Annotated in this window: 21 protein-coding genes; 8 read left to right on the forward strand and 13 right to left on the reverse strand. The window is 70.6% G+C overall.

Annotated elements, in window-relative coordinates; translation table 11 throughout:
- Positions 1–83: 83 nt before the first annotated feature.
- The 6 genes from ACQPXB_RS42135 to ACQPXB_RS42160 form a co-directional block, all read right to left on the reverse strand.
- A complete protein-coding gene (locus ACQPXB_RS42135; protein WP_366579758.1) occupies positions 84–998 on the reverse strand; it encodes a cation diffusion facilitator family transporter in 915 nt (304 codons plus the stop codon).
- A 182-nt stretch (positions 999–1,180) separates the two neighbouring features.
- A complete protein-coding gene (gene manA, locus ACQPXB_RS42140) occupies positions 1,181–2,413 on the reverse strand; it encodes a mannose-6-phosphate isomerase, class I (protein ID WP_432857027.1) in 1,233 nt (410 codons plus the stop codon).
- A gap of 107 nt (positions 2,414–2,520) precedes the next feature.
- On the reverse strand, positions 2,521–3,615 hold the full coding sequence (locus ACQPXB_RS42145; RefSeq protein WP_366579760.1) for a hypothetical protein: 1,095 nt from the start codon (positions 3,613–3,615) through the stop codon (positions 2,521–2,523).
- A complete protein-coding gene (locus ACQPXB_RS42150) occupies positions 3,599–3,844 on the reverse strand; it encodes a Trm112 family protein (RefSeq protein WP_366579762.1) in 246 nt (81 codons plus the stop codon). The genes ACQPXB_RS42145 and ACQPXB_RS42150 overlap by 17 nt, the downstream gene beginning before the upstream one ends.
- 86 nt (positions 3,845–3,930) lie before the next feature.
- Positions 3,931–5,286, reverse strand: a complete 1,356-nt coding sequence (locus tag ACQPXB_RS42155) for a phosphomannomutase/phosphoglucomutase (protein WP_432847452.1) — start codon at positions 5,284–5,286, stop codon at positions 3,931–3,933.
- Positions 5,287–5,360: 74 nt separating this feature from the next.
- Positions 5,361–5,714, reverse strand: coding sequence for a DUF3499 domain-containing protein (locus tag ACQPXB_RS42160; protein WP_204093559.1), 354 nt, complete (start codon positions 5,712–5,714; stop codon positions 5,361–5,363).
- Positions 5,715–5,829: 115 nt separating this feature from the next.
- Between ACQPXB_RS42160 and ACQPXB_RS42165 the strand changes: the two genes are divergently transcribed.
- Positions 5,830–6,258 carry a metallopeptidase family protein gene (locus ACQPXB_RS42165; protein ID WP_220244053.1) on the forward strand — a complete coding sequence of 143 codons (429 nt, stop codon included), beginning with the start codon at positions 5,830–5,832 and terminating at the stop codon, positions 6,256–6,258.
- Here ACQPXB_RS42165 and ACQPXB_RS42170 read toward each other — a convergent pair.
- Both ACQPXB_RS42170 and ACQPXB_RS42175 read right to left on the reverse strand, forming a co-directional pair.
- A complete protein-coding gene (locus tag ACQPXB_RS42170) occupies positions 6,219–9,578 on the reverse strand; it encodes a glycosyltransferase (RefSeq protein ID WP_432847454.1) in 3,360 nt (1,119 codons plus the stop codon). The two genes, ACQPXB_RS42165 and ACQPXB_RS42170, sit on opposite strands and share 40 nt — an antisense overlap.
- 644 nt (positions 9,579–10,222) lie before the next feature.
- Positions 10,223–10,480, reverse strand: coding sequence for a WhiB family transcriptional regulator (locus ACQPXB_RS42175; protein WP_220247102.1), 258 nt, complete (start codon positions 10,478–10,480; stop codon positions 10,223–10,225).
- Between the two features lie 320 nt (positions 10,481–10,800).
- Between ACQPXB_RS42175 and ACQPXB_RS42180 the strand changes: the two genes are divergently transcribed.
- The gene (locus tag ACQPXB_RS42180) at positions 10,801–11,559 is read left to right on the forward strand and encodes a site-2 protease family protein (protein WP_432857030.1); all 759 of its coding nucleotides are present in this window, start codon (positions 10,801–10,803) and stop codon (positions 11,557–11,559) included.
- Between the two features lie 7 nt (positions 11,560–11,566).
- Here ACQPXB_RS42180 and ACQPXB_RS42185 read toward each other — a convergent pair whose 3' ends face one another.
- From ACQPXB_RS42185 to mshB, 3 genes are read right to left on the reverse strand one after another with little or no spacing between them, the layout of a single operon-like run.
- Complete coding sequence (locus tag ACQPXB_RS42185) at positions 11,567–12,364, reverse strand: hypothetical protein (protein WP_366579768.1); 798 nt, start codon at positions 12,362–12,364, stop codon at positions 11,567–11,569.
- Positions 12,357–12,722: a hypothetical protein gene (locus ACQPXB_RS42190; protein WP_366579977.1), complete on the reverse strand. Its 366-nt coding sequence runs from the start codon at positions 12,720–12,722 to the stop codon at positions 12,357–12,359. The genes ACQPXB_RS42185 and ACQPXB_RS42190 overlap by 8 nt, the downstream gene beginning before the upstream one ends.
- A 34-nt stretch (positions 12,723–12,756) precedes the next feature.
- Positions 12,757–13,584, reverse strand: coding sequence for an N-acetyl-1-D-myo-inositol-2-amino-2-deoxy-alpha-D-glucopyranoside deacetylase (gene mshB, locus ACQPXB_RS42195; protein ID WP_432847457.1), 828 nt, complete (start codon positions 13,582–13,584; stop codon positions 12,757–12,759).
- A gap of 544 nt (positions 13,585–14,128) precedes the next feature.
- Between mshB and ACQPXB_RS42200 the strand changes: the two genes are divergently transcribed.
- From ACQPXB_RS42200 to ACQPXB_RS42225, 6 genes are all read left to right on the forward strand, one after another.
- Positions 14,129–15,877: an ABC transporter family substrate-binding protein gene (locus ACQPXB_RS42200; RefSeq protein ID WP_432847459.1), complete on the forward strand. Its 1,749-nt coding sequence runs from the start codon at positions 14,129–14,131 to the stop codon at positions 15,875–15,877.
- 185 nt (positions 15,878–16,062) lie between these two features.
- Complete coding sequence (locus tag ACQPXB_RS42205) at positions 16,063–17,043, forward strand: ABC transporter permease (protein WP_366579774.1); 981 nt, start codon at positions 16,063–16,065, stop codon at positions 17,041–17,043.
- Positions 17,036–17,989 (forward strand): ABC transporter permease, encoded by a 954-nt coding sequence (locus ACQPXB_RS42210; protein WP_366579776.1) that lies wholly within the window; start codon positions 17,036–17,038, stop codon positions 17,987–17,989. Before ACQPXB_RS42205 ends, ACQPXB_RS42210 begins: the two co-directional genes overlap by 8 nt.
- Positions 17,986–19,080 carry an ABC transporter ATP-binding protein gene (locus ACQPXB_RS42215; RefSeq protein WP_366579778.1) on the forward strand — a complete coding sequence of 365 codons (1,095 nt, stop codon included), beginning with the start codon at positions 17,986–17,988 and terminating at the stop codon, positions 19,078–19,080. The genes ACQPXB_RS42210 and ACQPXB_RS42215 overlap by 4 nt, the downstream gene beginning before the upstream one ends.
- On the forward strand, positions 19,077–20,108 hold the full coding sequence (locus tag ACQPXB_RS42220) for an ABC transporter ATP-binding protein (RefSeq protein ID WP_366579780.1): 1,032 nt from the start codon (positions 19,077–19,079) through the stop codon (positions 20,106–20,108). The genes ACQPXB_RS42215 and ACQPXB_RS42220 overlap by 4 nt, the downstream gene beginning before the upstream one ends.
- A 74-nt stretch (positions 20,109–20,182) precedes the next feature.
- Positions 20,183–20,635, forward strand: coding sequence for a hypothetical protein (locus tag ACQPXB_RS42225; RefSeq protein ID WP_366579782.1), 453 nt, complete (start codon positions 20,183–20,185; stop codon positions 20,633–20,635).
- A gap of 21 nt (positions 20,636–20,656) precedes the next feature.
- Here the strand turns inward: ACQPXB_RS42225 and ACQPXB_RS42230 are convergent, their stop codons facing one another.
- Both ACQPXB_RS42230 and typA read right to left on the reverse strand, forming a co-directional pair.
- Positions 20,657–22,381 (reverse strand): ABC transporter family substrate-binding protein, encoded by a 1,725-nt coding sequence (locus tag ACQPXB_RS42230; protein ID WP_432857033.1) that lies wholly within the window; start codon positions 22,379–22,381, stop codon positions 20,657–20,659.
- A 261-nt stretch (positions 22,382–22,642) separates the two neighbouring features.
- Entirely contained in the window at positions 22,643–24,571 is a 1,929-nt protein-coding gene (typA, locus tag ACQPXB_RS42235; protein WP_366579784.1) for a translational GTPase TypA, read from the reverse strand.
- Positions 24,572–24,792: the final 221 nt, after the last annotated feature.

Raw genomic sequence — 24,792 nt, forward strand, 5'->3', positions numbered from 1 at the left:
CTCCAGATGACCTGCGATGACCTGCATGGAAACGGGTCATTCACCCTAACGCGGCATACCGGAGGCTGCGCGCCAGGAGTTGATCACCGCGCGTCGCGATCGAGGTCCGGTTCGAGGTAGATGAGCGAGGCGACCGGGACCTTCGCGCGCACGCGGGCCTCGGCGTCGTCGATGGCCAGCGCGACCTCGGACGTGTCGAGGCCGGGCACCAGGGCGAGCTTCGCCGCCACGAGCAGCTCGTCGGGGCCGAGGTACTGCGTGCGGATGTGGATCACGCGCTCGACCTTGCCGGCGGCCAGCTCGTCGACGATCGTCTCGAGATCGGTGTCGGTCGCGCCCTCACCGATGAGCAGGCTTTTCATCTCGACGATGAGGATCACGGCGATCACGCCGAGCAGCGCGCCGATGAACACGGTGCCGATGCCGTCGAACACCGGCTCGCCGGTGATCACCGACAGGCCCACGCCGAGCAGCGCGAACACCAGGCCGATGAGCGCGCCCGTGTCCTCCAGCAGCACGACGGGCAGCTCGGGTTCCTTGGCCTGGCGGATGAACCGCCACCAGCCGACGGTGCCCTTGATCTTCCGCGACTCGCCGATGGCGGTGTAGAAGCTGTAGCCCTCCAGGCAGATCGCGACCAGCAGGATGATCACGGCCACGATGGGCGATTCGAGCGGCTCGGGCTCGATGATCTTGTGGATGCCCTCGTACAGCGCGAACGCCGAGCCGAGCGTGAACAGCATCAGCGCGACGATGAACGAGTAGAAGTACCGCTCCCGCCCGAAACCGAAGGGGTGTTCCTTCGTGGCGCGCCGTCGTGACGTCTTCTGACCGAGCAGCAGCAGGCCCTGGTTGGACGTGTCGGCCAGGGAGTGCACCGACTCCGCCAGCATCGACGACGAGCCCGTGACCAGGAACCCGACGAACTTCGCCACCGCGATCCCGGCGTTGGCCGCGAGCGCCGCGATGATCGCCTTGGTACCGCCACCTGCTGACACGGCGTGCTCCCCTGCCTGTTGCGCAATGGATTCCCGAAATGCCCGATCGGGAGCCTAGAGGACCGATCACCACGCCGTCGCTTCGGCCACGTGAACGTTTTGTGCGCGAACCCCGCGCACCGGAAAGGGCACCTCGCGGGGGATCGGAGCCCCTCGAGGTGCCCTTTACCGAACGTCGGAAGTCAGTCTTCGCAGGTGCCGGCGGTGGCGCGGAACAGCTGGGCCGGACGGCCCGCGAGCGGGCGGACCGAGACGGCCGGGTCGGCCGCGGGCAGCCACACCGACTGGCCGCGCAGCAGCTCGACCTGCTCCCCGTCCTCGGCCGTCACGAGCAGGTCGCCGTCGGTGCAGAGCAGGATCTGCGGGCCGGTGCAGTCGACCACGACCTCGGTGTCGTCGCCGGCCTCCCACCGCATGCGCGAGAGCTCGAACTCCGGCGCGTCCGTGTGGTAGACGGCCATGCCCTGGCCGGCGCATTCGCCCAGCTGCACCGGCATCTCGCCGCACGCGAAGTCGACCACGCGCAGCAGCTCCGGCACATCCACGTGCTTGGGCGTGAGGCCGCAGCGCAGGATGTTGTCGGAGTTGGCCAGGATCTCCACGGCCGTGCCCGACAGGTAGAGGTGCAGGTTGCCGGCCGGCAGGTAGATCGCCTCGCCCGCGCGCAGCGTCAGGCGGTTGAGCAGCAGCGCGGCCAGCACGCCGGCGTCACGCGGGTGCGCTTCGCCCAGCTCCAGGATCGTGCGGCACTCCAAGCCGAACTCGCCGTGGTCGGCGACGTGGCGCACGCACGCGTCGAGAACCTCGGGCAGGAGCTCGTCGAGCGAGGCCTGCGGCAGCGTGATCCACGTGGTGAACAGCGCGCGCAGCCCCGCCGGGTCCGGCTGCGCTTCGAGCAGGCCGGTGTACTTCGCCAGCCCCGGCGTTTCGATGGCTTTGAGCAGCTTCACCGTGCGCTGCGGGTCGCGGAACCCGGCCAGCGCGTGGAACTCCGTGAGCGCGCAGACGAGCTCGGGTTTCGCCGTCGGGTCGGGGTAGTTGCGGTTGGGCGCGTCGCGCGGGATGCCGAGGCGCTCCTCGCGTTCGTGCCCCTCGGCGGCCTGCGCGGCCGACGGGTGGGCCTGCATCGACAGCGGCTCCTCGGCCGCCAGGATCTTCAGCAGGAACGGCAGCCGGCCGCCCCAGCGCTTCGCGCAGCGTTCGCCGAGCTGGCCGACCGGATCGGCGTCGACGAGCTCCAGGAGGCTCCGTTCGGTGCCGTCCGGGGCGAGCACGCGGGACGGGTCGCCCGGGTGGGCGCCCATCCACAGCTCGGCCTCGGGGTGCGGCGCCGGCACCGGACGTCCCTGCAGCTGCGGGATCGCGGTGCGCGATCCCCAGGCGTAGGGCCGTACGGCGTTGCGCAACAGCTCCACTGTCACCTCAACTCCCAATCCTTCCCATCGGCCGGAGCCGATGTCGTGCGGGCGGTGCCGTCCCCACGGCGCTCGCCGGCACTTCCTCCCCCTGATCCCGTGAGCCGTCAAGCGGTGGCCGGCTCGTACCTCCCGGCGCCACCGATGCTGCCCGCCGCGAGCCCGAGGTACACCGCGGCGAGCTCGAACCGCAGCGCGAGCACCGCGGCCCGGACGATCTCGTCCGCTTCGAACTCCTCGGCCGGCGCGATCACGTCCGCGTCCGGGAGGAACTCCTCGGCCTGGAAGCGGGCCGCCTCGGCGGCGGGCCCGGTCCGCACCGAGAGCAACAGCACCCTGGTGGCGGTTCCACCGGATGAGTCGTCCGGATCGGCGAAGATGTCACGCTCTTGGCCGCCCGATTGCGCAACTCTGCGAAGCGCGGGCCGCGCAAGCGCTTGCCGGAAGTCCTCGGCGTCGCACACCACGCCCGAATGAGCCGCGAACGCGTGTGCCGCGTGCTCCGCGACGGCCACCGCAACGGGGTCGAGACCCCACAGCAGCGGCACGCGGTCGGCCACGCGCAGCGCGAGCGCCTTCGCCGGGTTCGCGAACGACTCGCGCGCGAGGTAGTCCTTCTCGGCCTCGAGGTCGAGCTGGTCGGCCAACGCCTGCACGTCGGCCACCAGCAGGCCCAGCGCGTTGGCCGTGAGCAGGCCGGCGGCCAGCCCGCGCGGGAACGCGAGCTCCGGCGGCACCGGGATGCGCGGCGCGAGCAGCACGCCCTTGCCGGCCACCGAAGCGGCGACGGGGCCTTCCGCCGGAGCGGACAGCACCACGGTCGCGCCGAACCGGGCCGCGCGCTCCAGCGACGCGGCCAGCTCGCGGTCACCCGCGTCGTCGGTGTGCGCGAACACCACGTCGAGCGCGCCGATCCACGACGGCACGATCTCGGCCGTCACCACCGGCACCGGGCACGCCGGCGCGAGCAGCGCCGCCAGCAGCCGCGTGAGCGTGCGGCTCACGCCGGGCCGGTCGATCAGCACCAGCGAACGCGGGCGCCCCAGGTCGAGCCGGTCGCTCAGCTCCAGCTCGGCCGCGGCCTCGGCAGTCGCCCGCACCTGCGCACCGGCCATGGCGGCGGCACGCAGCAGCCCCGCGCTGTCGGCCTCGGCCAGGCGCGTGGGGTCGTCGAGCAGCGAATCGTCAAGCACTGTCGGCATGGCTGTCATCCGGCCGGCCGGGGGTGCCAGGGACACGGTCACCACTCAGTACGGCTTCGTCGAGAAGCAGTACCGGGATCCCGTCACGGACCGGGTACACCCGGCCGCACTCGGTACAGGTCAGCGCTTCGGCATCCGCGTCGTCCGGCGTGCCGGGACGCAGCGGTGCGTGATCCGGCGACGGGCACGCGAGGATCTCGAGCAGCTGGGCGTCAAGCGTGATGGCCATGGTTCCTCCATACCACGCGTAGGTGGGTCGCAACGGCACCTTCCGGACACAGTTCGCCTCGGTCGGTCCCCATCAGCGTGGCTTGCTCAGCCCCGGACAATTGCCAGTACATCGTCGGTCAGCGCCTCGACGGCGGCGCGGTCGGCCGCCTCCACGTTCAGCCGCAGCAGCGGCTCGGTGTTCGACGGGCGCAGGTTGAACCAGGCGCCGCCCGGGAGCTGCACGGTCAGGCCGTCGAGCTCGTCGATCTCGACGCCCGACTTGTCCGTGTACGCGTCCTTCACGGCGAGCATGCGCGCGACCTGGTCGGTCACGGTCGAGTTGATCTCGCCCGAGGCCGCGTAGCGCGAGAAGTCCTGCGTGAGCGCGGACAGCGGGCCGTCCTGTTCGCCCAGCGCCGCGAGCACGTGCAGCGCGGCCAGCATGCCGGTGTCGGCGCGCCAGAAGTCGCGGAAGTAGTAGTGCGCGGAGTGCTCGCCGCCGAAGATCGCGCCGGTGCGCGCCATCTCCGCCTTGATGAACGAGTGCCCCACGCGCGTGCGGACGGGCTTGCCGCCGTGCTCGGCGACGATCTCCGGCACGCCCTTCGACGTGATCAGGTTGTGGATGACCGTGCCGCCCGGCTCCTTGGCCAGCTCGCGCACGGCGACCAGCGCCGTGATCGCGCTCGGCGAAACGGGCTCACCGCGCTCGTCGACCACGAAGCAGCGGTCGGCGTCACCGTCGAAGGCCACACCGGCGTCGGCGCCGACCTCGCGGACCTTGGCCTGCAGGTCGACGATGTTGGCGGGGTCCAGCGGGTTGGCCTCGTGGTTCGGGAAGGTGCCGTCGAGCTCGAAGTACATCGGCACGATCTCGATCGGCAGCCCGGCGAAGACGGTGGGAACGGTGTGGCCGCCCATGCCGTTGCCGGCGTCGACCACGATCTTCAGCGGCCGCGAGTGCGTGAGGTCGACGAGGTTGCGCAGGTAGGCGGCGTAGTCACCCAGCACGTCGCGCTCGCTCACGCTGCCGGTCTTCCCCTCGAACGCGGGCACGCCCTGCTCGACGGTGTCGCGGATCTCCGTCAGGCCGGTGTCCTGCCCGACGGGGCTGGCGCCGGCGCGGCACATCTTGATGCCGTTGTACTTCGCGGGGTTGTGGCTGGCGGTGAACATCGCGCCCGGCATGTTCAGCGAGCCGGAGGCGAAGTACAGCTCGTCCGTGCTGCACAGGCCGATCGACACCACGTCGAGGCCCTGCGACGTCACGCCTTCGGCGAAGGCGGCCGACAGCCCCGGCGACGAGTCGCGCATGTCGTGACCGATCACCACCGACGGCGACTCGGTCTTGATGAGCAGCGCGAACGCCGCGCCGAAGTCGCGTACCAGTGCCGCGTCGAGCTGCTCGCCGACCACACCGCGGATGTCGTAGGCCTTCACGATGCCCGAAAGATCTGGCACGCCGTCTCCCCGCCGTCAGTTCTCGTCGCGGCGCCGGTCGCGCCGCGCGGAAAGCCTACCGGCGGGAGCGGGGCTCAGGCGCGCCCGGGGAGCACGCGGAGGTGGCCGCGCCTGCCGGACGGGCCCTCCGGCTCGGGCGGCGGCGCCGGCCGGTCCGAGCGGCCCGCCTCGCGGACGGCCTCGGCCAGCGCGGTCAGCTCGTCGGCCGACTGCTCCGGAGTGGCGAACGTGCCCTCGTGGCGCACGACTTCCCAGCCCTTCGGCACGGTCAGCCGCAGCGCGTGGGCCTCGCACAGGTCGTACGAATGCGGCTCAGAGGCGGTGGCGAGGGGACCGACGACGGCGGTGGAATCGCTGTACGCATACGTGAGCGTGGCGACAGCGGGCTCTGGACAACCCGTTCGCGAACATTTCCGTACGCTCCGCACGATCCAGAACGATAGCGCGTCGCCGCAAGGGGGCCCCGGCGACACGCGCGCGACGCGCACGACCGCATAGACTTGCGCGGTGGCGACGGCTCGTGATTACCGACAGCGGCAGCGCATGCGCAGGGACCGGCACGGCCGCGGCCTGCGCGGGGCGCTCTATCCCGCGTCCCTGCCCGCCGCCGCGAGCCGGGCGGAGAAGTTCGACGCGCTCGTGCTCGACGCGCTGGAACCCATCGAAGCGCGCTGGCGCCACGAGCTGACCAAGCTCGACGTGGCGGTGGACGAGGTGCCCGAGGTGCGCCCGGACGGCCGCGCGCCGGCCGAGGGCGTGCTCCACGACGGCTCGGTTCCCCTGTCGCGCCTGGTCCCGGCCGGGGTCGACCGCGCGGGTCTGCCGACGCGGGCGCGCATCGTGCTCTACCGGCGGCCGCTCGAAGCGCGGGCCAAGGACCCGGGTGAGCTGGCGGAACTCGTGCACGACGTGCTGGTGGAACAGGTCGCGGGCTACCTCGGCGTCGAACCGGACGTGATCGAAGGCGATTGACGTCTCCGTGAGGGCACCGCGGTGAGCGCCGTGAACAGCACCGCGGCGAGCTGGGCGAGCAGCAGCAGGCCGCGCTCGGTGCCCGGGAACGCGAGCGAAACCTCCGACGACTGCGGCGGGATCGACACCGCCACCTGGTGACCCCACGCGGGCACGATCGGCACCGCCTTGCCGTTCACGCTCGCCGTCCAGCCGGCCTCCTGCTCGGCGGCCAGCACCAGCAGCCGGCCGGTCGGGCCGTCGGAGGCGCGCACGCGGACGTCGGGCAGCCGCGCGTCCACGGGCGAGACCCCGGGTGACGCGCCGGGCGCGCCGCCGCCCGTCACGGCCGCTTTGGCCAGCTCCGGGGAGATCAGCGTGACCTCGCCGGCCTTCGGCAGGAGCCGGACCACGGGCCGGCCGTCGGACATCGGGGCCGCCGGCGCGACGAGGTCGCCGGCCAGGGAGACGAGGGCCTGCGGGTTGCTGCCGGGCGGGAGGATCACGTACTCGACGCCGGAGATCGCGGCGGCCGCGACGGCCGACTTGACCGCACCGGCGCCGCCCGTGAGCAGATCGCGGCGCCAGTCCGCGAGCCGGCCGGGTGTGCCCGGGGTCGGGGCGAGCTGGTCGTCGCCGAAGAGCGCGAGCCGGCCGCCGGTCTGGCGGGTGAGCTCGCCGAGGTCGAGCACCGCGCGGCCGCTGCCGGCGACGTCCGCGGCCACTTCCGGAGCGAGGGCGGGCCGCGGCTGGGCCGTGAGCGGGCCGGTGTGCCCGGAGCCGACGGCGCTGACGCCCAACGCGATCAGGACCACCAGGCCGGCGACACCGGCGACCTTCGGCAGCCACGGCGCGGGCACGCCCGCCGAGCCGCCGCGTTGCCAGGTCGCGAGGACCGCCCACAGCAGCCCGGCACCGACGACCAGCAGCGGCACACCCGTGTAGCCGGTCGCGGCGGGACCGCCCTGCATCGGCGTCACCGGGACCTGCCGCACGAGCACCACCGCGGCGACACCGAGCACCGCGAGCGCGAGTCCGCCGGCCACCTGCTTCGTCGGCCGGACCACGAGTGCGACGAGCGTGGCCGCCAGCACCGCGACGCCGATGGGCCACGCACCGGGCCCACCCGGCGTCAGCCCGGCCAGATCGGCGCCGGACGCCGGCGCGGCGGGACCGCCGAGACCGTGCAGGAGCAGTTCGGGGTGCTTGAGCAGCACCGTCGGCCACGGCAGCAGCAGCACGAGCGGCAGGATCACCACGATCCCGACCGACGCGGCGCGGCGCGCGAGGCCCGTCGGCGCCGGGAGGACCACAAAGCCGAGCAACAGGCCCACGAGCGCGAGGGCGTGCGCCAGCGGCGAGAACGCACCGAGCACCGCGACGCCGAACGCCGAGAGCGCCGACACGTGCAGCCAGCGCGTGCCCGGGCGCGTCAGCAGCCGCGCGATCCCCGCGACGACGAGCGGCAGCACGAGGTGGACCACCACGACGTCGAGGCGACCCTGCGCGACCGACGCGGTGGCGGCGGGCAGCAGGGCGTAGGTCGCCGCGACGACCGCGCGAACCCACCGGCGGACGGGCAGCTTGCGCGTGGCCGCGTACGCGCTCAGCGCGGCGAGCGGGATGTCGCCGATGAGCAGGATCGCCACGAGCGCGGCCGGGCCGCCCAGGGGCGCGAAGATCGCGCCGATGGTGCCCAGCACGGGCAGCGTCGCGGGAGCGGGCGCGCCGGTGCCGCCCGCGACCGCGTGCCACGGCGCGAGGTAGGTGGACCAGAGATCGCCGAGGCCGCCGACGGGCAGGAGCCCGCCGCCGGAGAGGTCCAGACCGAGGCGGCCGCGGTTGACCGCGAAGGCCAGCGCCGTCAGCAGCACGACGAGGACCACCGGCGGCGCGAAGATCGTCGCGGCCAGCACACGGCGGCGGTTCACCTCGACGAAGACCAGCCCGGGTTCGCGGGCCCGCGCCGGGCGCGGTGCGGGTGAGGGCTTCGGGCCGTCGTCGGGCTCGACGACGGATTCCGCCGGGACTTCCTCGCGTTCGGCTTCTTGTCCGGTCGGCACGGCGACCGCCACGACCGTGCCCGGCCGGCGCAGCCCCGAACCGCGGGAACTCAAGCCACGCAAGGCTCCGGCGGGCAGCGCGTCGGGTCCGACGGGCCTTCGGTCCGCGGCGCCGAGCGCTTCCGGCGCGATCCAGGCCGGCTCCTCGGCGAGGCCTTCGGGGACCGTGCCGAGCGCGACGTCGCTCTCCACGCCACGGCGCACGAGCCCGACCACGCCGGCGCGCAAGGCGTTGCGCAGCCGCGTGTACCGGCCGACGAACAACCCGCGAACGGTGCCGGGGCGCGGCGATTCCCGCCGGTTCGCCCGTGCCGCCCGGAGTTTTCCGCGGCCGCTCGTGACGTAGGCGAGCGCCGAGAGCTCCGCGCGCGCTTCGGAAACGCGCCGCAGGAGGAAGAAGACGAGCGCGCGCAGCAGCAGGAGCACGGGCAGCCGGACGAGCCCGAACCAGAACGAGAACGGCGAGCAGTTCACGAGGAACACGCGCAGCCCGTGCGCGCGGTTCACGGCGGCGAGCGAGCGGCCTGCCGCGTCGGGCGTGCGCCGGCCGGTCGAGAGGGCGCGCGCGTGGCGGACGCGGGCGGCGGGCACCGAGAGCACGAGCGCGCCGGCGGCGTTGGCGCGCCAGCCGAAGTCGAGATCCTCGCGCAGCAAGGAGAAGTCCTCGTCGAAGCCGCCGAGGGTGTCCCAGAGTTCGCGCTGCACCAACGATCCCGCGCTCGGCACGGCGAGCACTTCACCGGGCTCGTCGCCGGGCGCGGCCATCTGCTGGCGGTGCCCCGACGCGTCCGTGGACAGCCCCGCCTCCACGATCAGGCGCGGCTCGGCCCAGTCGAGCCCGAGCGGCCCGAGCACCTTCGCCGACGGCGCCGCTTCGGCGGCGTGCAGGAGCTGCTCGAGACAGTCGGGTTCGGGCGCGCAGTCGTCGTGCAGCAACCACAGCCACGCGCCGGGGTCGCCCCACCGTTCCACCGCGTGCGCCACGGCGGCCGCGATCGCCGCAGCGAAGCCAGTTTCACTCGAAAGAGTGATGACGCCGGACAGCACCGGCTGCGAATCGGGCCCTGCCGCGACCCCGCCGGGCTCGGCCGCTTCGGCGAGCAGCTTGGCGGTCAGGTCGGTGGAGCCGGTGTCGACCGCGAGCACGTGCCGCGGCCGGACCGTGCTGCGCCGCAAGGAAGAAAGCGCGAGCGGCAGCCACTCTTCGCCGTCGTGACAGACCACAATGGCCAGAACGGGCAACGTCCTCACGAGCGACGGTGCGACGGTGCGGGTCAACAACCACTCCTGGTCAGGCTGCGGGCGGGTGCGGTCACCCTACGGCTTCACCCGCGCACGCGGCGCCGGACCCGCACCCACCTTTCGCCGTCGCGGCACCGAACGTTTCGCGCCGAACGCCGCAGGGATCACACTGACGTCTCCGCCACACACGTCCACGCCTCGGGACGCACCGACCACATGCGACACACGACGACGGCACAACTACCGTCGTCGCACTGCTTTCGATCCCCACCGCCAGGCTGGGATTGGTCCGCGCCGAAACCCCACCACCACGGCAAGTTCCCCACGCACACTCAGATGACGTCTGGCTACCCAGGCGGTTGCCCGCCCAAACCCCGAATTTCGCCGAAGACCGAAACCCACGCTCTCGACCCCGCTCGACACCGGCCGCAACCCGGCCACGCGCCGGCGCCCACCAACCCAATCTGGTGCTATACCAGCGAAAACACCACAAAAGCGAGAGGGGCCCGTGCCGCGCACGGACCCCACCTCATTCCTCGCAGAACCCACGCCCGGCCGCAAAGGTGACCACAGCCGTGGGTCCGGGGGCGTGCCCCCGGACGGGGTCTGGGGGTCGCACCCCAGGAAACACCCGGACAGCGAGATGGTCCGCGCTTTCCGCGGACACACCCCGCCCATCGCTATATCGCGCGCTTTTTCAGCTTCCGCCGCTCGCGTTCGGACAGGCCGCCCCAGATGCCGAAGCGCTCGTCGTGCGCCAGGGCGTACTCCAGGCACTCGTCCTTGACCTCGCAGCCGAGGCAGATCCGCTTGGCTTCGCGGGTCGAGCCGCCCTTCTCGGGGAAGAACGCCTCGGGGTCCGTCTGCGCGCACAAGGCGCGCTCCTGCCAGTCCTGTTCCTCCTCGGTGGCATCGAAGAGGTCGGTCAGATCCCCCAGCTCCTGCTCAGGGTTCTCGCCCCAACCCACGACGTGCCCCCACTCCCTCTTTTCAGGCCTCGAGTCGATCCTCGAGCCTTCCGCTTCCAACCGCACGTCCGCCTCCTCGCTCCTACGCACTCCCCAGGCTGGCGGTGGTGAAACGACATCCGCTGTCCCCTCTCGACAGCGAATGACATCACTGTGATTACACCCGTGTAGTGCGGTCAGGTCAAGCGGAGTAGCGAGTTCGGGGGATACCTCGGGCCGATCGCGCAAGGGGACACGCCGAACACTTCACACCGGGCATACGGAAGACTGGTGGGGTGCAGAGATCAGCAGTGCGGCCCAGCCCGGTCTTCATCGGCATCCTCGCGGTCACCGTCCTCGGCGGAATCCTGGCCGCGTACGGTGATTCCCTGAGCCTGAGGGGTGACAAGGACCCGCTCTACGTCACCGGTGTCGTACTCCTCGTGGCGGGCGGGTGGATCGCTTCGCTGACCCTGCACGAGTTCGGCCACGCCTTCGTCGCCTACCGCGGCGGCGACGCCGGGGTCGCCCAGAAGGGCTACCTCACGCTGGACGTGCGGCGCTACACCGACCCCGTCCTGTCGATCCTGCTCCCGCTGATCTTCCTCCTCATCGGCGGCATCCCGTTGCCCGGCGGCGCGGTGTGGATCAACCGCGGCGCGCTGCGCAACCGCGCGACGTCGTCGTGGGTGTCGCTCGCCGGGCCGCTGTCGAACCTCGGGGTGGGGGCCGCGCTGTGCCTCGTGGCGGCGCTGGTGCCGATGTCGGCCGGCCTGTTCTTCGGCCTCTCCTACCTGGCGCTGCTGCAGGTGATGACGTTCCTGATCAACATCCTGCCCATCCCCGGCCTCGACGGCTGGGGCGCGATCGAGCCGTATCTTTCACCGCAGGCGCGGGCGTTCGGCGCGCGCGTGCGGCCGTGGGCGCCGCTGGTGCTGTTCGCGTTGTTCTTCGCGTTCCGTCCGCTGTCCGACGGTCTCTGGTACGTCGCCGGCCTGATCTTCGACGCGTTCGGCGGCGACGGGCTGGCCGCGCAGATCGGGCAGTCGGCCTTCCTCTTCTGGCGCTGACGCGAGCTCAGGAAAAAGACGCCCAGTGCGAGTTGGCCATGAGCCACCCGTGCGCGCGTTTCCAGATCTGCTTGAGCCCCCAGCGCTCGCCGAGGTAGTCGCCCGCCGCGCCGACCACCGGGACCAGCCCGAGGGCCCGGTGGTAGAAGCGGCCGCGCGGGCGCTTCTCGAGCTCCTCGGTGATCCCCCACAGTGACCGGCCGAGCCGCCACAGTGTCCCGGCGACGGCCCTGACCGTCACCTTGCCGTGGGCGCGTTCGGATTCCGTCAGTTCTTCGGTGAGCTGTGCGGCCGCACTGTCCTCTGCGGACTCGTCGGCGGGCTTGCCCGCGGCGAGCACCGGGTCGAGGTCGCGCTCGAACAGCACCGCCGCGATCAGCCGCACCCGGCTGCCGACGTCGGTCACGCCGTACTCCCCCGCGATCGCGCACAGCAGCAGCCCCTGCGACGCGGCGCCGAGCGTGTCCTGCACCGGCAGCCGGTCGGCGAGCGCACCGCCGAGGCCGGGGATCGAGGTGAGCGCCGCGGTGAGCCGGCCAACGCGGTTGACCCACCAGCCGCAGCGTTCGTCGATGTCCATCCGGGCCCACCCGGCGGTGCCGGGGACCTTCACGGACCTGAGCGCGCCGAGCACCTTCTCCTTGAAACCGTCGTTGCCGAACTCCTCGGCCGCCTCGGCCCAGCGGGCCCGCGCCTGCAAGCCGAACGGGTCCGCCTCGCGCAGCGCGTCGAGCATCGGCGCGCAGGCGCGGACGAACGGCCGCAGCACCGCCACGACCTGACGGTCCGAAATGGCCTCAGCCACGGACCTTGCCCTTCGTCGCGGCCGCACGGCCGAGCCCGCCGCCGAGCACGAGCGCCGCCGGCAGCGCGCTCGCGCCGAGCAGCAGGATCGCCCGCCAGTCCTGGACGAGCACGAGATCGCCGCCGGGTCCGCCCAAACCGATGCCGAACACCACGACCACCCACACCACGAGCGGCACCCAGGACAACCCCGGCCGGACGAGCTTCGCCGTCGTCAGCACCAGCCACGGCGTGGTGACCGCGCCGACGAGTGCCGTCAGCGGCAGCGGCACCTCCCCGAGCGCGCCGACGCGCAGCGGCAGGAAGAACACTTCGAGCAACGCCAGCAGCAGCGCGTCCAGGCACAGCACCACCAGCATCAGGCGCTGCTCGGCGCTCAGCGGGGCCGGCACGTCACAGCCCTCCGAACAGGTCGGTGTCCGCGCCGGCCGCGTCGCCGTGGGCGAGCACGAAGTACTCGGCGGGCGGGATCGGCTGCGCGATGTCGTTGGTGAGAGCGAAGTGCACGATCTCCCCGTCGACGACCGTCAGCTGCGTCTCGTGGGCGCGCAGGGCCGCGATCTTCGCCGGCAGGTGGGCCGAGGTGTCGAGCACAGTCGTGACCTTCTGATCCGCGGTGCCGGGGAGCTCGTCGTCCTCGGGTACCCGGAAGGGTGAGCTGTCACTCGCCCGCAGCCGCGCGAGCCCCGCGTCGACCGCGGCGCGGGAGTGCACCACGTGGAAGACGCGCTCGACGGAGGCCGCGCGCGGCGCCGCCGCCATGGTGATGTCGTGGGCCCGGATGTGGTCGGGGTGGCCGTAGCCGCCGAAGGAGTCGTAGGTGACCACGACCTGGGGCCGCAGCTCGTCGAGCAGCTCGGCCAACTGAGCGGCCTGCTCGTCGAGGCTGCCGCCGGCGAACGCGCGCGGGTGCTCGGCGGCCGGTGTGCCCGCCATGCCGGAGTCGCGCCAGCGGCCCATGCCGCCGAGGTACTCGTGACGCGTCACGCCGAGGGCGGCGCAGGCGGCCGCGAGCTCGCCCGAGCGGTAGCCGCCAAGCTGGTCCGCGGCGGCCGAGGCCAGCAACGCCAGCCGGGGCGGCACGATCTCGCCTTCCTCGCCGAGAGTGCACGTCACCACGGAGACCTCGGCCCCCTCGGCGGCGTACCGGGCGATGGCACCGCCGGTCGTGATGGTCTCGTCGTCGGGGTGCGCGTGGACGAGCAGGAGCTTTCGGATCACGGCACCAGGTTAATGAACTCCGGCCGCGGAGCCGGGGCCCCGGCGTTCCGAGTCCCGGAACGTTCCGCGGCAGGGGTTCCGCCCATCCGTCGGGGGTCACCCGGAAAGGGCCGGACACGCCCTCCGGCCCGCACTCCGGTAAACGGTCGCCACCGTTCACGAGATCAGGTTAATTCCTTGTCACTTCCGGTTTGTCACGGCTGTGTGACTAGTCCATTCGCGGGGTCCACAAAGAGGAGGGCGTCGGTTATTGTCCCCCGAGCCGAATGACCCACCGAGCCGTGGCCATCCCCGAACGAGGCCTGCAGTGATCGAAGATTAGCTACCGTGAGTAGTCGATCAACCGCAGAACCCGTGGTGGAGATAGGCAAGACGAGATTGCTGTTCCATCACGATCTCACTGAGAGTGTCCGGATCGATAGTTTTGACGGCTGTCCACTGCCTAGGTTGCACGACTACGGTGAGCTAACTCGATTACATCGAAGCTCGCGGTCAGGAAGAAGTCGCCTCGCAAACCCGCGACGGCGTCGAGCAAGGAGAATGAATGTTAGTGACGACTAGGTCGCGCGCTGTGAAGCTCGGTGCGTTCGTCGCGGGCGCGGCCCTTCTGCTCTCCGCCTGTGGGGGCGGCGGTGGCGGCAACAGCACGGTGCAAACCGGGCAGGCCTTCGCCCAATGCGACCAGGACCCGAACACCTGCAACTCCGTCGCGGCCGACCAGCTGCAGCAGGGCGGCGACGTCACGTACGCCATCGAGAAGAACATCCCCAACTGGAACGTGACTTCGGCCGAGGGCAACGTCTTCGAGACGGGCATGGTCACCAAGGGCATCCTGCCCTACACCTTCTACGCAACGCCGGACCTCAAGCCGGTCCTGAACAAGGACTTCGTCGAGTCGGCGGACGTCACCAGCACCAACCCGCAGGTGGTCGTCTACAAGATCAACCCGAAGGCCTCCTGGGACGACGGCACGCCGGTTTCGGCCGACGACTTCATCTACAACTGGAAGGTCCAGAACGGCAAGGACTGCCCCGACTGCGCCCCGGCCAGCACCTCCGGCTACGACCAGGTCTCCTCGGTCGTCGGCTCGGACAACGGCAAGACGGTCACGGTGACGTTCTCCAAGCCCTTCACCGACTGGCGCCAGCTGTGGAGCTCCTCGGGCGCGATGTACCCCGCGCACCTGGCCGCCCAGCACGGTGACACCAAGACCCCGGCCGGCCTGGCCTCGTCGTACAAGTGGTTCGGCGACACCGTGCCGACCTGGACCGCCGGTCCGTTCAAGATCTCGAAGTTCGTGAACAACCAGTCGGTCACCGAGGTCCCGAACGACAAGTACTGGGGCGCCAAGCCGCACCTGTCGAGCGTGATCTTCCGCGTCATCACCGACGCCACGCAGGAGCCGACGGCGCTGCAGAACAACGAGGTCCAGGTCATCTACCCGCAGCCGCAGGTCGACCTCGTGAACCAGGTCAAGAACATGCCGAACATCTCCTCCTACATCGGCCTCGGCCTGACCTGGGAGCACTTCGACTTCAACCTGAAGTCGCCGGGTCTCGACAACAAGGCGCTGCGTCAGGCGCTGTTCACCGCGATCAACCGCAAGGACATGATCGCGAAGACGGTCGGCCAGTTCACCAACAAGGTCGAGCCGCTGAACAACCACAACTTCATGCCGCAGCAGCAGGGCTTCAAGGACGTCATCTCGTCGACGGGCCAGGGCACCGGTGACATCGACAAGGCGAAGAAGCTGCTCACCGACGCCGGTTACAAGCTCAACGGCACGCAGCTGCAGGACCCGTCGGGCAAGAACGTCGGCCCGTACCGGATCCGCTACACCGTCGGCAACCAGATCCGCCAGGACGAGTGCGAGCTCTTCGCGGCGGCCGCCAAGCAGCTGGGCATCACCGTGAACGTGTCGCCGACCGACGACCTCGGTGACACCACCACCAAGGGCGACTACGACATCATCGTGTTCGCCTGGGTGTCCTCGCCGTTCCCGTTCGCGGGCGCCGTCCAGAACTGGGAGACCGGTCAGGGCAGCAACTACGGCAAGTACAGCAACCCGCAGGTCGACAGCCTGATCAACGAGGCCAACACCGAGACGGACCAGGCCAAGGCCACGGACCTGCTCAACCAGGCCGACCAGATCATGTCCGACGACGCGTACGTGCTTCCGCTGTACCAGAAGCCGACCTTCATCGCGTCTTCCGACAAGATCGGGAACATCCGGAACAACTCCACGCTCGACGCCCCGGTCTACAACATGGCGGAGTGGGGCCTCCGCAAGTGATCACCACCCGGTAGATTCACGCAGGACACCACCGGTGAGGGGCCGGCAGTTTGCCGGCCCCTCACCGCGTGTTCGAACGTTTTGGTCCGCTTCATCCCGAACTCCAGATTTGCCTCTCTCGTCGCCCGGCCCAGCCACCACAAGCGGCGGGTTCGCGGCAGAACCGCCAGAGCAGGAAGACCTCCATGCTTGCCTTCGCACTGCGCCGGCTCCTCGTCTCGGTGCCGATCCTGATCGTGTCGACGTTCCTCGTCTTCGTGATGGTGTCGCTCTCAGCCAACCCGCTGAGCTACCTGATCCAGAGAAACCCGCCGCCGCCCCCGCAGACGATCGAGCTCGAGCGGATCCGCCTGCACCTCGACCAGCCGATCCTCGAGCGGTACTGGCACTGGATCACCGGCGTCCTCAGCGGTGACTTCGGTCCGTCGGTCCAGTCGAACCTCGACATCGGCCACGAGGTCTTCGTCCGCTTCGGCGTGACGCTGCGGCTGATCGTGCTGGCCATGATCGTGGCCCTGATCCTCGCCGTGCTCATCGGCGTGATCAGCGCGGCCCGCCAGTACTCGAAGTTCGACTACACCGCGACCTTCTTCGGCTTCCTGTTCCTGTCGATGCCGTCGTTCTGGTTCGCCATCGTGCTGAAGCAGATCGGCATCTCGATCAACACCTCCGTGGGCGACCAGATCTTCTACACGATCGGCTCCTCGTCGGTGATCACCCCCGCCGGGTTCGGAGCACAGTTCAGCGACGTCGCCGGCCACCTCATCCTGCCGACCATCTCGCTCGCGCTGACGAGCTACGCGGCCTGGAGCCGCTTCCAGCGCGCGTCGATGCTCGAGGTCCTCAACTCCGATTACGTGCGGCTCGCCCGTGCGAAGGGCCTGCCCCGCTGGACGGTGACCCGCCGGCACGCACTGCGCAACGCGCTCATCCCGCTCACCACCGTGACCGCGCTGGACATCGGCGCGATCCTCGGCGGTGCCGTGGTGACCGAGACCGTGTTCCAATGGCAAGGCGCGGGCACGTTCCTGCTGAACGCGATCCGGCAGAGCGACGTCTACGCCGTGGAGGCGTGGCTGCTCATCGCGGCGACGTTCATCATCCTGCTCAACCTCATCGCCGACCTGCTCTACGGCCTGCTCGACCCGAGGATCCGCTATGCCTGACGAATCGACGACCGAAGAACTGCCGACCGGCGCGGACTCTCGCCTCGACGTCGCGACCAAGCCGGACACCGTTCCCGAGCGCGAGTTCACGGTCAAGGAACGCAGCCAGGCGCAGCTGGTCTTCAAGCGCTTCCTGCAGCACCGACTGGCCATGATCAGCCTGATCGTGTTCATCCTGATCATCCTGTTCGCGTACGTCGGCCCGCTCGTGTGGAAGTTCACGCCGGTCGACATCACCGAAGACAACTCCGCGCCGCCGTCGGGCGCGCACCCGTTCGGCACCGACGCCGTCGGCCACGACACCCTCGCGCAGGTGATGCGCGGGACCCAGGTCTCGCTGCAGATCTCCGTGCTCATCGCGATCTTCGCGACGTTCGTGGGCACGATCTGGGGCTCGGTCGCCGGCTACTACCGCGGCTGGATCGACACGGTCCTGATGCGCATCGCCGACCTGATCCTGACCCTGCCGCTGCTTGCCGTCGCCGCGGTGCTGGCGCACCAGGTGGGTGGCACGTGGTGGCTGATCGCGGTGGTCATCGCCGCCCTGTACTGGGCCTACGTCGCCCGCGTCGCCCGGGGTGTCGTGCTCTCCTTGCGCGAGAAGGAGTTCGTCGAGGCGTCCAAGGCGCTCGGCGCGACCGACGCCCGGATCATCTTCCGGCACCTGGTGCCCAACGCGCTCGGCGCGATCATCGTGAACCTGACGATCCTGGTGTCGATCGGCATCCTGCTCGAGACGGCGCTGTCGTTCATCGGGTTCGGTGTCACGCCGCCCGACACGTCACTCGGCCTGCTCGTCAGCACCGCGCAGACGGCGGTCGACACCCGCCCGTGGCTGTTCTACTTCCCGGGCGTTTTCATCATCCTGATCGCGCTGACGATCAACTTCATCGGGGACGGCCTGCGGGACGCGTTCGACCCCCAGCAGACGAAGGTGCGCGCATGACCGAGTACGACTCCAACGCACTCGGCGGTGATCCCGTCCTCGTGGTGGAGGACCTGACCGTCGAGTTCCCGAGCGGCGAAGGCCTCGTCAAGGCCGTGCGCGGTGTGAACTACCAGCTGCAGCGCGGGGAGGTGCTGGGCATCGTCGGCGAGTCCGGCTCCGGCAAGTCCGTGACGTCGCTGGCCATCATGGGCCTGCTGCCCCGCACCGCGCGGGTTTCCGGCTCGATCCGCTTCGGCGGCGTCGAGCTGCTGAAGGCCAGTGAGAAGGAGCTCAACAAGGTCCGCGGCAAGGGCATCTCGATGGTCTTCCAGGACCCGATGACCTCGCTGAACCCCGTGTACACCGTGGGCGACCAGATCGCCGAGGCGATCACCGCGCACCACAACGTGCGCAAGGACGTGGCGAAGAAGCAGGCGATCGACCTGCTCGAGCTCGTCCGCATCCCGAACCCGAAGCAGCGCGCGGACGAGTACCCGCACCAGCTCTCGGGCGGTATGCGCCAGCGCGTCGTGATCGCGATCGCGATGGCCAACAACCCGGACGTGATCATCGCCGACGAGCCGACGACGGCGCTCGACGTGACCGTGCAGGCCCAGATCCTCGAAGCGCTGCAGGCAGCGCAGAAGGAGACGGGCGCGGCGATGGTGCTCATCACCCACGACCTCGGCGTGATCGCCGGGCAGGCCGACCGCGTGCACGTGATGTACGCGGGCAAGGTGGTGGAGTCCGGCAGCGTCGACGAGATCTTCTACACGCCGCGGATGCCGTACACGCTGGGCCTGCTGGGCAGCCTGCCCCGCCTCGACGTGAAGACCGAACGGCTCACGCCGATCACCGGCTCGCCGCCCGCCACGCAGAACATGCCGCCGGGCTGCCCGTTCAGCCCGCGCTGCCCGCTGTCGCAGGACATCTGCGACAAGGAAGAACCGCCGCTGGTGGCGGGTCCCGGCTCGCAGTTCGCGGCCTGCCACTTCACCGAGCAGGTCATCGGCCGCGACCCGGCCGAACTGTTCAGCGCCACGTCGGCCGACACGGCAGCCGTCCCGGTGACCGTCGACGCCGCGATCGACACGGAGACGAACCGATGAGCGAGACCACGGCGACCCGGACGCCCGTCCTCTCCGCGCAGAACCTGGTCAAGCACTTCCCCATCCGCGGCGGTGGCCTCATCCGGCGCACGACGGGCGCGGTGCAGGCCGTGTCGGACGTGTCGTTCGACATCTACCCGCACGAAACGCTGGCGCTGGTCGGCGAATCGGGCTGCGGCAAGTCGACCACCGCACGCGTCGCGCTGGCGCTGCAGCCGCTGACGTCGGGCAAGGTCAGCTTCGAGGGCCGCGACCTCGGCACGATGGGCAAGCGCGAGCTGCAGCGGCTGCGGCGAGAGATGCAGATCGTGTTCCAGGACCCGTACGCCTCGGTGGACCCGCGGCTGCCGGTGAACGAGATCATCGCCGAACCGCTGCGTATCCACGGCCTCTACGACAACGGCGGCCGCCAGCAGGTCCGTGACCTGATGAAGACCGTGGGCCTGCGCCCGGAGCACGGCAACCGCTTCCCGCACGAGTTCTCCGGCGGCCAGCGCCAGCGCATCGGCATCGCCCGCGCGCTCGCGCTCAAGCCGAAGGTGCTGGTGCTCGACGAGCCGGTGTCGGCGCTCGACGTGTCGATCCAGGCCGGTGTGCTCAACCTGCTGAAGGACCTGCAGGCCGAGCTCGGGCTGTCGTACCTGTTCGTGTCCCACGACCTGTCGGTCGTGCGCCACGTGTCCGACCGCATCGCGGTGATGTACCTCGGCAAGATCGTGGAAACCGCGGCGGCCGAGGACCTCTTCAACAGCCCGACGCACCCGTACACCCAGGCGCTGATCTCGGCCATCCCGGTCCCGGACCCGCGCAAGGAACGCACCCGCCAGCGCATCGTCATCACCGGCGACGTGCCCAGCCCGGCGAACCCGCCCTCGGGCTGCCGCTTCCGCACCCGCTGCCCGAAGTTCGCCAACGAAATCGACGACGCGGGCCGCAAGAAGTGCAGCACGGAAGAACCCCTGCTGATCGATCACGGCCAGGGCCACCCGACGGCTTGCCACTTCGCGGAGAGCCTGCAGCTGATCTGAGCCGTCTTGACGACAAACGCCCCGGTGCCCCTGCGTGCGCCGGGGCGTTTTCGTTGTGAGGCAAGGAGAAACCCGTGCTCACGGACCCCACGCTCACCCGGATCGGCGAGGCGGTGCAGCTCGGCCACCGCGGCGACCGGGACGGCGCACGCCGGGCGTTCGCCGAGATCTGGGCCGAAATCGGTGGTGAGCGAGGCGATGCGCTGCACCGGTGCACGCTCGCACACTCGATGGCCGACGTGCAGGACGACGTTCGGCAAGAGCTGCGCTGGGACAAGCGTGCGCTGGCGGCCGCGGGGCAGCTGACCGATGCCCGCATGGCGGAGGCCGGCTTGACGCTGTCGGCGGCCGCGTTGTCTCCGTCGCTGCACCTGAACTTGGCCGAGTGCCACCGCAAGCTGGGCGACCTCGGCCGCGCCCGCGAGCACCTGCGCGAAGCGGAGGCGACGATCGGCGCGCTCGGCGACGACGAGTACGGGCAGCTGATCCGCCAAGGCCTCCGGCAGATCGCGGATCGGCTGCGCTGACCAAGGCCTGGACGGTGGTGCTCAGCTCGTGCCGCGGGTCCAGTTCACCGCGGAGCCGAACGGGCCCAGCATCGGCGGCCCCGGCGTCAGGCCCGAGATGCCCTTGCCGACGGCCAGGGTCTCGGCTTCCTGGAACAGCGGGATCACCACGTTGGCCGACCACAGGTCGGGCTCCAGCGTCTTCAGCGCGTCGGCCAAGGTCGTCGAGCCGGTGAGGGCCGAGTCGATCGAGGCTTGGCGGCTTTCGTCGCACAGGCCGGCCGAGTTGGCGGGCACGACGGGCTTCGTCGGGTCCGCCGTGGCCTGGTCGGGGGCGCAGCCGAAGGTGGACGCGAGCACCGTGGCCGGGTCGCCGCCGACGGGCTGCGGGACGACGGCGATGTCGACGCCGACGTTGCCGTTGGCGTCGGGACCGGCCTGCTGCTGGCCGTTGAGCACGGGCATGGCGAGCAGCGTCGAGAACAGGTCGCGCGGCTCGGGCTTGATGGTGTTGACCTGCACGCCGCCGGCGATGAGCTCGTCGGAGAGCTCCTCGGCGATCGACGCGTAGGGCTCCTCTTCGCCCGGCGACGCGATGACCAGCGACAACGTCTTGGTGCCCTTGCGCCACACGCCAGCTTCCTTGGTGTAGCCGGCGGCCTTGAAGTAGCCCTCGGCCTTCGCCAGGTCCGGCGCGGCGGGCGGGCCGGCCGGGATGGTGGGCGCGTAGCCGGCGCCGGTGGGCGGGATGACCTGGGCGTCGGCCTTCAGGGCGGCGGCGGGGCCGCCCATGGCGCCCGCGGTGATGAGCTTGCCGCGGTCGAGCAGGGCGGCGACGCCCTGGCGCACCTGCTTGTCCGACAGCACCGCGCTCACCGGCCGCAGCAGGACGGCGGCCTCCATGGGCCGCGGCAGCGTCGTGAGCTTCACAGCGGAGCCGAGGTCGTTGAGCAGCTGCAGGCCGTTGGCGTCGGTGCGGGTGAGGGAGAACTGGTCGTTGCCGCTGCGCAGCGCGGTCGCGATGCCGGACGGGTCGGAGCGGCGCAGGATCAGCGTGTCGACGGCCGCGGGCTTGTCCCAGTAGCGGTCGTTGCGCTGCAGCGTCACCTCGCCGCGGGCGGTGTCGATGGTCTTGATCGCGAACGGTCCCGCGACGGCCGGGAAGCTCGTGGCCAGGGCGGCCTGCCAGCCGCCCGGGGAGTCCTTGAGCAGGTGCTGCGGGAGCAGGTTGTCGAACAGCGTCTGCCAGGCCGGGTACGGCTTGCTGAAGGTGACTTCGACGCCCTTGCCACCGTCTCGCGACTCGATGTCGCTGATGAGCCGGTAGCCGGCGGGCTCGATCACACCGGGCTGCGACTTCATGGCGTCGGCGAGGTAGGTGAAGTCCTCGGTGGCGATCGGCGCGCCGTCGGACCAGGAAGCCTCGGGGCGGATCTCGTACTTCACCGTGAACGGCATCTGCGACACGACCTCGGCCGAGGTCATCAGTGTCTTGTCGAGCGTGCGCTTGCCGTCGTCGGACTGGCGGAACACCGAGGGCAGCAGCAGCTGCGACAGCGCCGAGGTGACCGTGGACGAGTCCGCGAGCGTGTGGGGGTTGTAGCCGCCCACGACGTCGTCGACGCCCACCACGATCTGTGACGCCGTGGGCTGCGCCGGGGTGCTCGACGTCGGCGCCGAGGTGACCACCGGCGGCGGTGGCGTGTTCGAGCACGCGGCGAGGAGCGCCCCCGCGAGCGCCAGCACCGGCGCCGCCTTGCGTCCCATCCGCACGCGTACCCTCCCGATTTCCCGTGGTCCGAGCCGACATGCTGCCACGCCGGAGCCTGCTCGGCACCGAGATTCCCACATCCGGCCGGACCGGCCGACACCGGAGTGGATACCGCCAACCGGTGGACGTGCGGGAACCCCGCCTGGTTCCCGTTCGTGATCAGCGGCGCGGCATCGTGACCGGCGCGCGACCCGCCCGTGAGACGCCGAAGGGCGCCCCACCCCGATGAGGGGAGAGGCGCCCTTCGAGAAGAACCGTCAGCCGTTCTCGCGGCTCTTGGCGCGCGAGCGCTCCTTGGCCCGGGTGTTGATGTCCAGCGTGACCTTGCGGACGCGGACGACCTCCGGCGCGACCTCCACGCACTCGTCGACGGAGCAGAACTCCAGCGCCTCTTCCAGGCCCATCTTGCGCGGGCGGGCCAGCGTCTCCATCACGTCGGCGGAGGACTGACGCATGTTGGTCAGCTTCTTCTCCTTGGTGATGTTGATGTCGAGGTCCTCGAAGCGCGGGTTCTCGCCCACGACCATGCCCTCGTACACCTCGGCGCCCGGCTCGACGAAGAAGGTGCCGCGGTCGGCCAGCTGGATCATCGCGTACGCGGTGACCGGACCGGTGCGGTCGGCGACCAACGAGCCGCTGTGGCGGGTGCGGATCTCGCCCGCCCACGGGAAGTAGCCCTCGAACACGTGGTTCGCGATGCCGGTGCCGCGGGTCTCGGTGAGGAAGTCGGTGCGGAAGCTGATCAGGCCGCGCGACGGGAGCACGTACTCCAGCTTGATCCGGCCGGTGCCGTTGCCGCTCATGTCCTCCATGCGGCCCTTGCGCGCCGCGAGCAGCTGCGTGATCGCGCCGAGGTGCTCCTCCGGCGAGTCGATGTACAGGCGCTCGAACGGCTCGTGCAGCTTGCCGTCGATCGTGCGCAGCACCACCTGCGGCTTGCCGACGGTCAGCTCGAAGCCTTCGCGGCGCATCTGCTCGACGAGGATGGCCAGCGCCAGCTCGCCACGGCCCTGGACCTCCCAGGTGTCGGGGCGTTCGGTGGGCAGCACGCGGATCGAGACGTTGCCGATCAGCTCCTGGTCCAGCCGCGCCTTCACCAGGCGCGCGGTGACCTTGTCGCCGCCGTTGCGCCCCGCCAGCGGCGAGGTGTTCACGCCGATGGTCATCGAGATCGCGGGCTCGTCGACGGTGATCCGGGGCAGGGCCACCGGGTTGTCGGCGTCGGCCAGCGTGTCGCCGATCGTGATGTCCGGGATACCGGCGATGGCGACCAGCTCACCGGCGCTCGCCTCCGTCGCGGGCACGCGGGTGAGCGCCTCGGTGACGAGCAGCTCGGAGATGCGCACGTTCTGCACCGTGCCGTCCTCGCGCATCCAGGCCACGGTCTGGCCCTTGCGCAGCTTGCCGGCGTGGATGCGGATCAGCGCGATGCGGCCGAGGAAGTTCGACGCGTCGAGGTTCGTGACCAGCGCCTGCAGCGGCGCGTCGAGGTCCGCGGCGGGCGGCGGGACGTGGCGCAGCAGCGTGTCGAACAGCGGGTCGAGGTTCTCGCTGTCGGGGATCTCGCCGTCGGCGGGCTGCTCCAGGCTTGCCTTGCCGGCGCGCGCGGAGGCGTAGACCACGGGCAGGTCGAGGATCGCGTCGTGGTCGGCGTCCTCGATGTCACTGGCCAGCTCGAGCAGCAGGTCGTGGGTCTCCTCGACGACCTCGGAGATGCGGGCGTCCGGGCGGTCGGTCTTGTTCACGACCAGGATCACCGGCAGGCCGGCCTCGAGGGTCTTGCGGAGCACGAAGCGGGTCTGCGGCAGCGGGCCCTCGCTCGCGTCGACGAGCAGCACCACGCCGTCGACCATCGCCAGGCCGCGCTCGACCTCGCCGCCGAAGTCGGCGTGGCCCGGGGTGTCGATCACGTTGATCGTGACCTGGCCGTCGGGCGTCTGGCGGTGGATGGAGGTGTTCTTCGCGAGGATGGTGATGCCCTTTTCGCGCTCGAGCTCACCGGAGTCCATGACGCGGTCGACGAGCTCGGCGCGTTCGGCGAAGGCGCCGGACTGCCGGAGCATGGCGTCGACCAGGGTCGTCTTGCCATGGTCGACGTGTGCGACGATGGCGACGTTGCGCAGGTCGGGCCGGGTCTTGCCGGACGCGCGGCCGGTTTCGACTGCGGTGGCGCTGGCTGCGGGCACGCGAAGACTCCTGAACTTCAAAGGCGGGTGGGTGGCCGCGTCGCGGGCGGAGCGGTGGCCTCCACCAGAACGGCTTCGCCACCTCAACCGGCATCGTGACCGGCTTTGGCCACACGCGGACTTCATAAGGATACCTGTTGCCGAAGTGTGAGGACCGCCACGCCCCATGATCGGTTAGGCTCACCTAACCTGAACCATCAGGAACTGCCGCCGAGGACGTG

This window comes from Amycolatopsis sp. CA-161197, from assembly GCF_050942255.1.
GTDB lineage: Bacteria > Actinomycetota > Actinomycetes > Mycobacteriales > Pseudonocardiaceae > Amycolatopsis.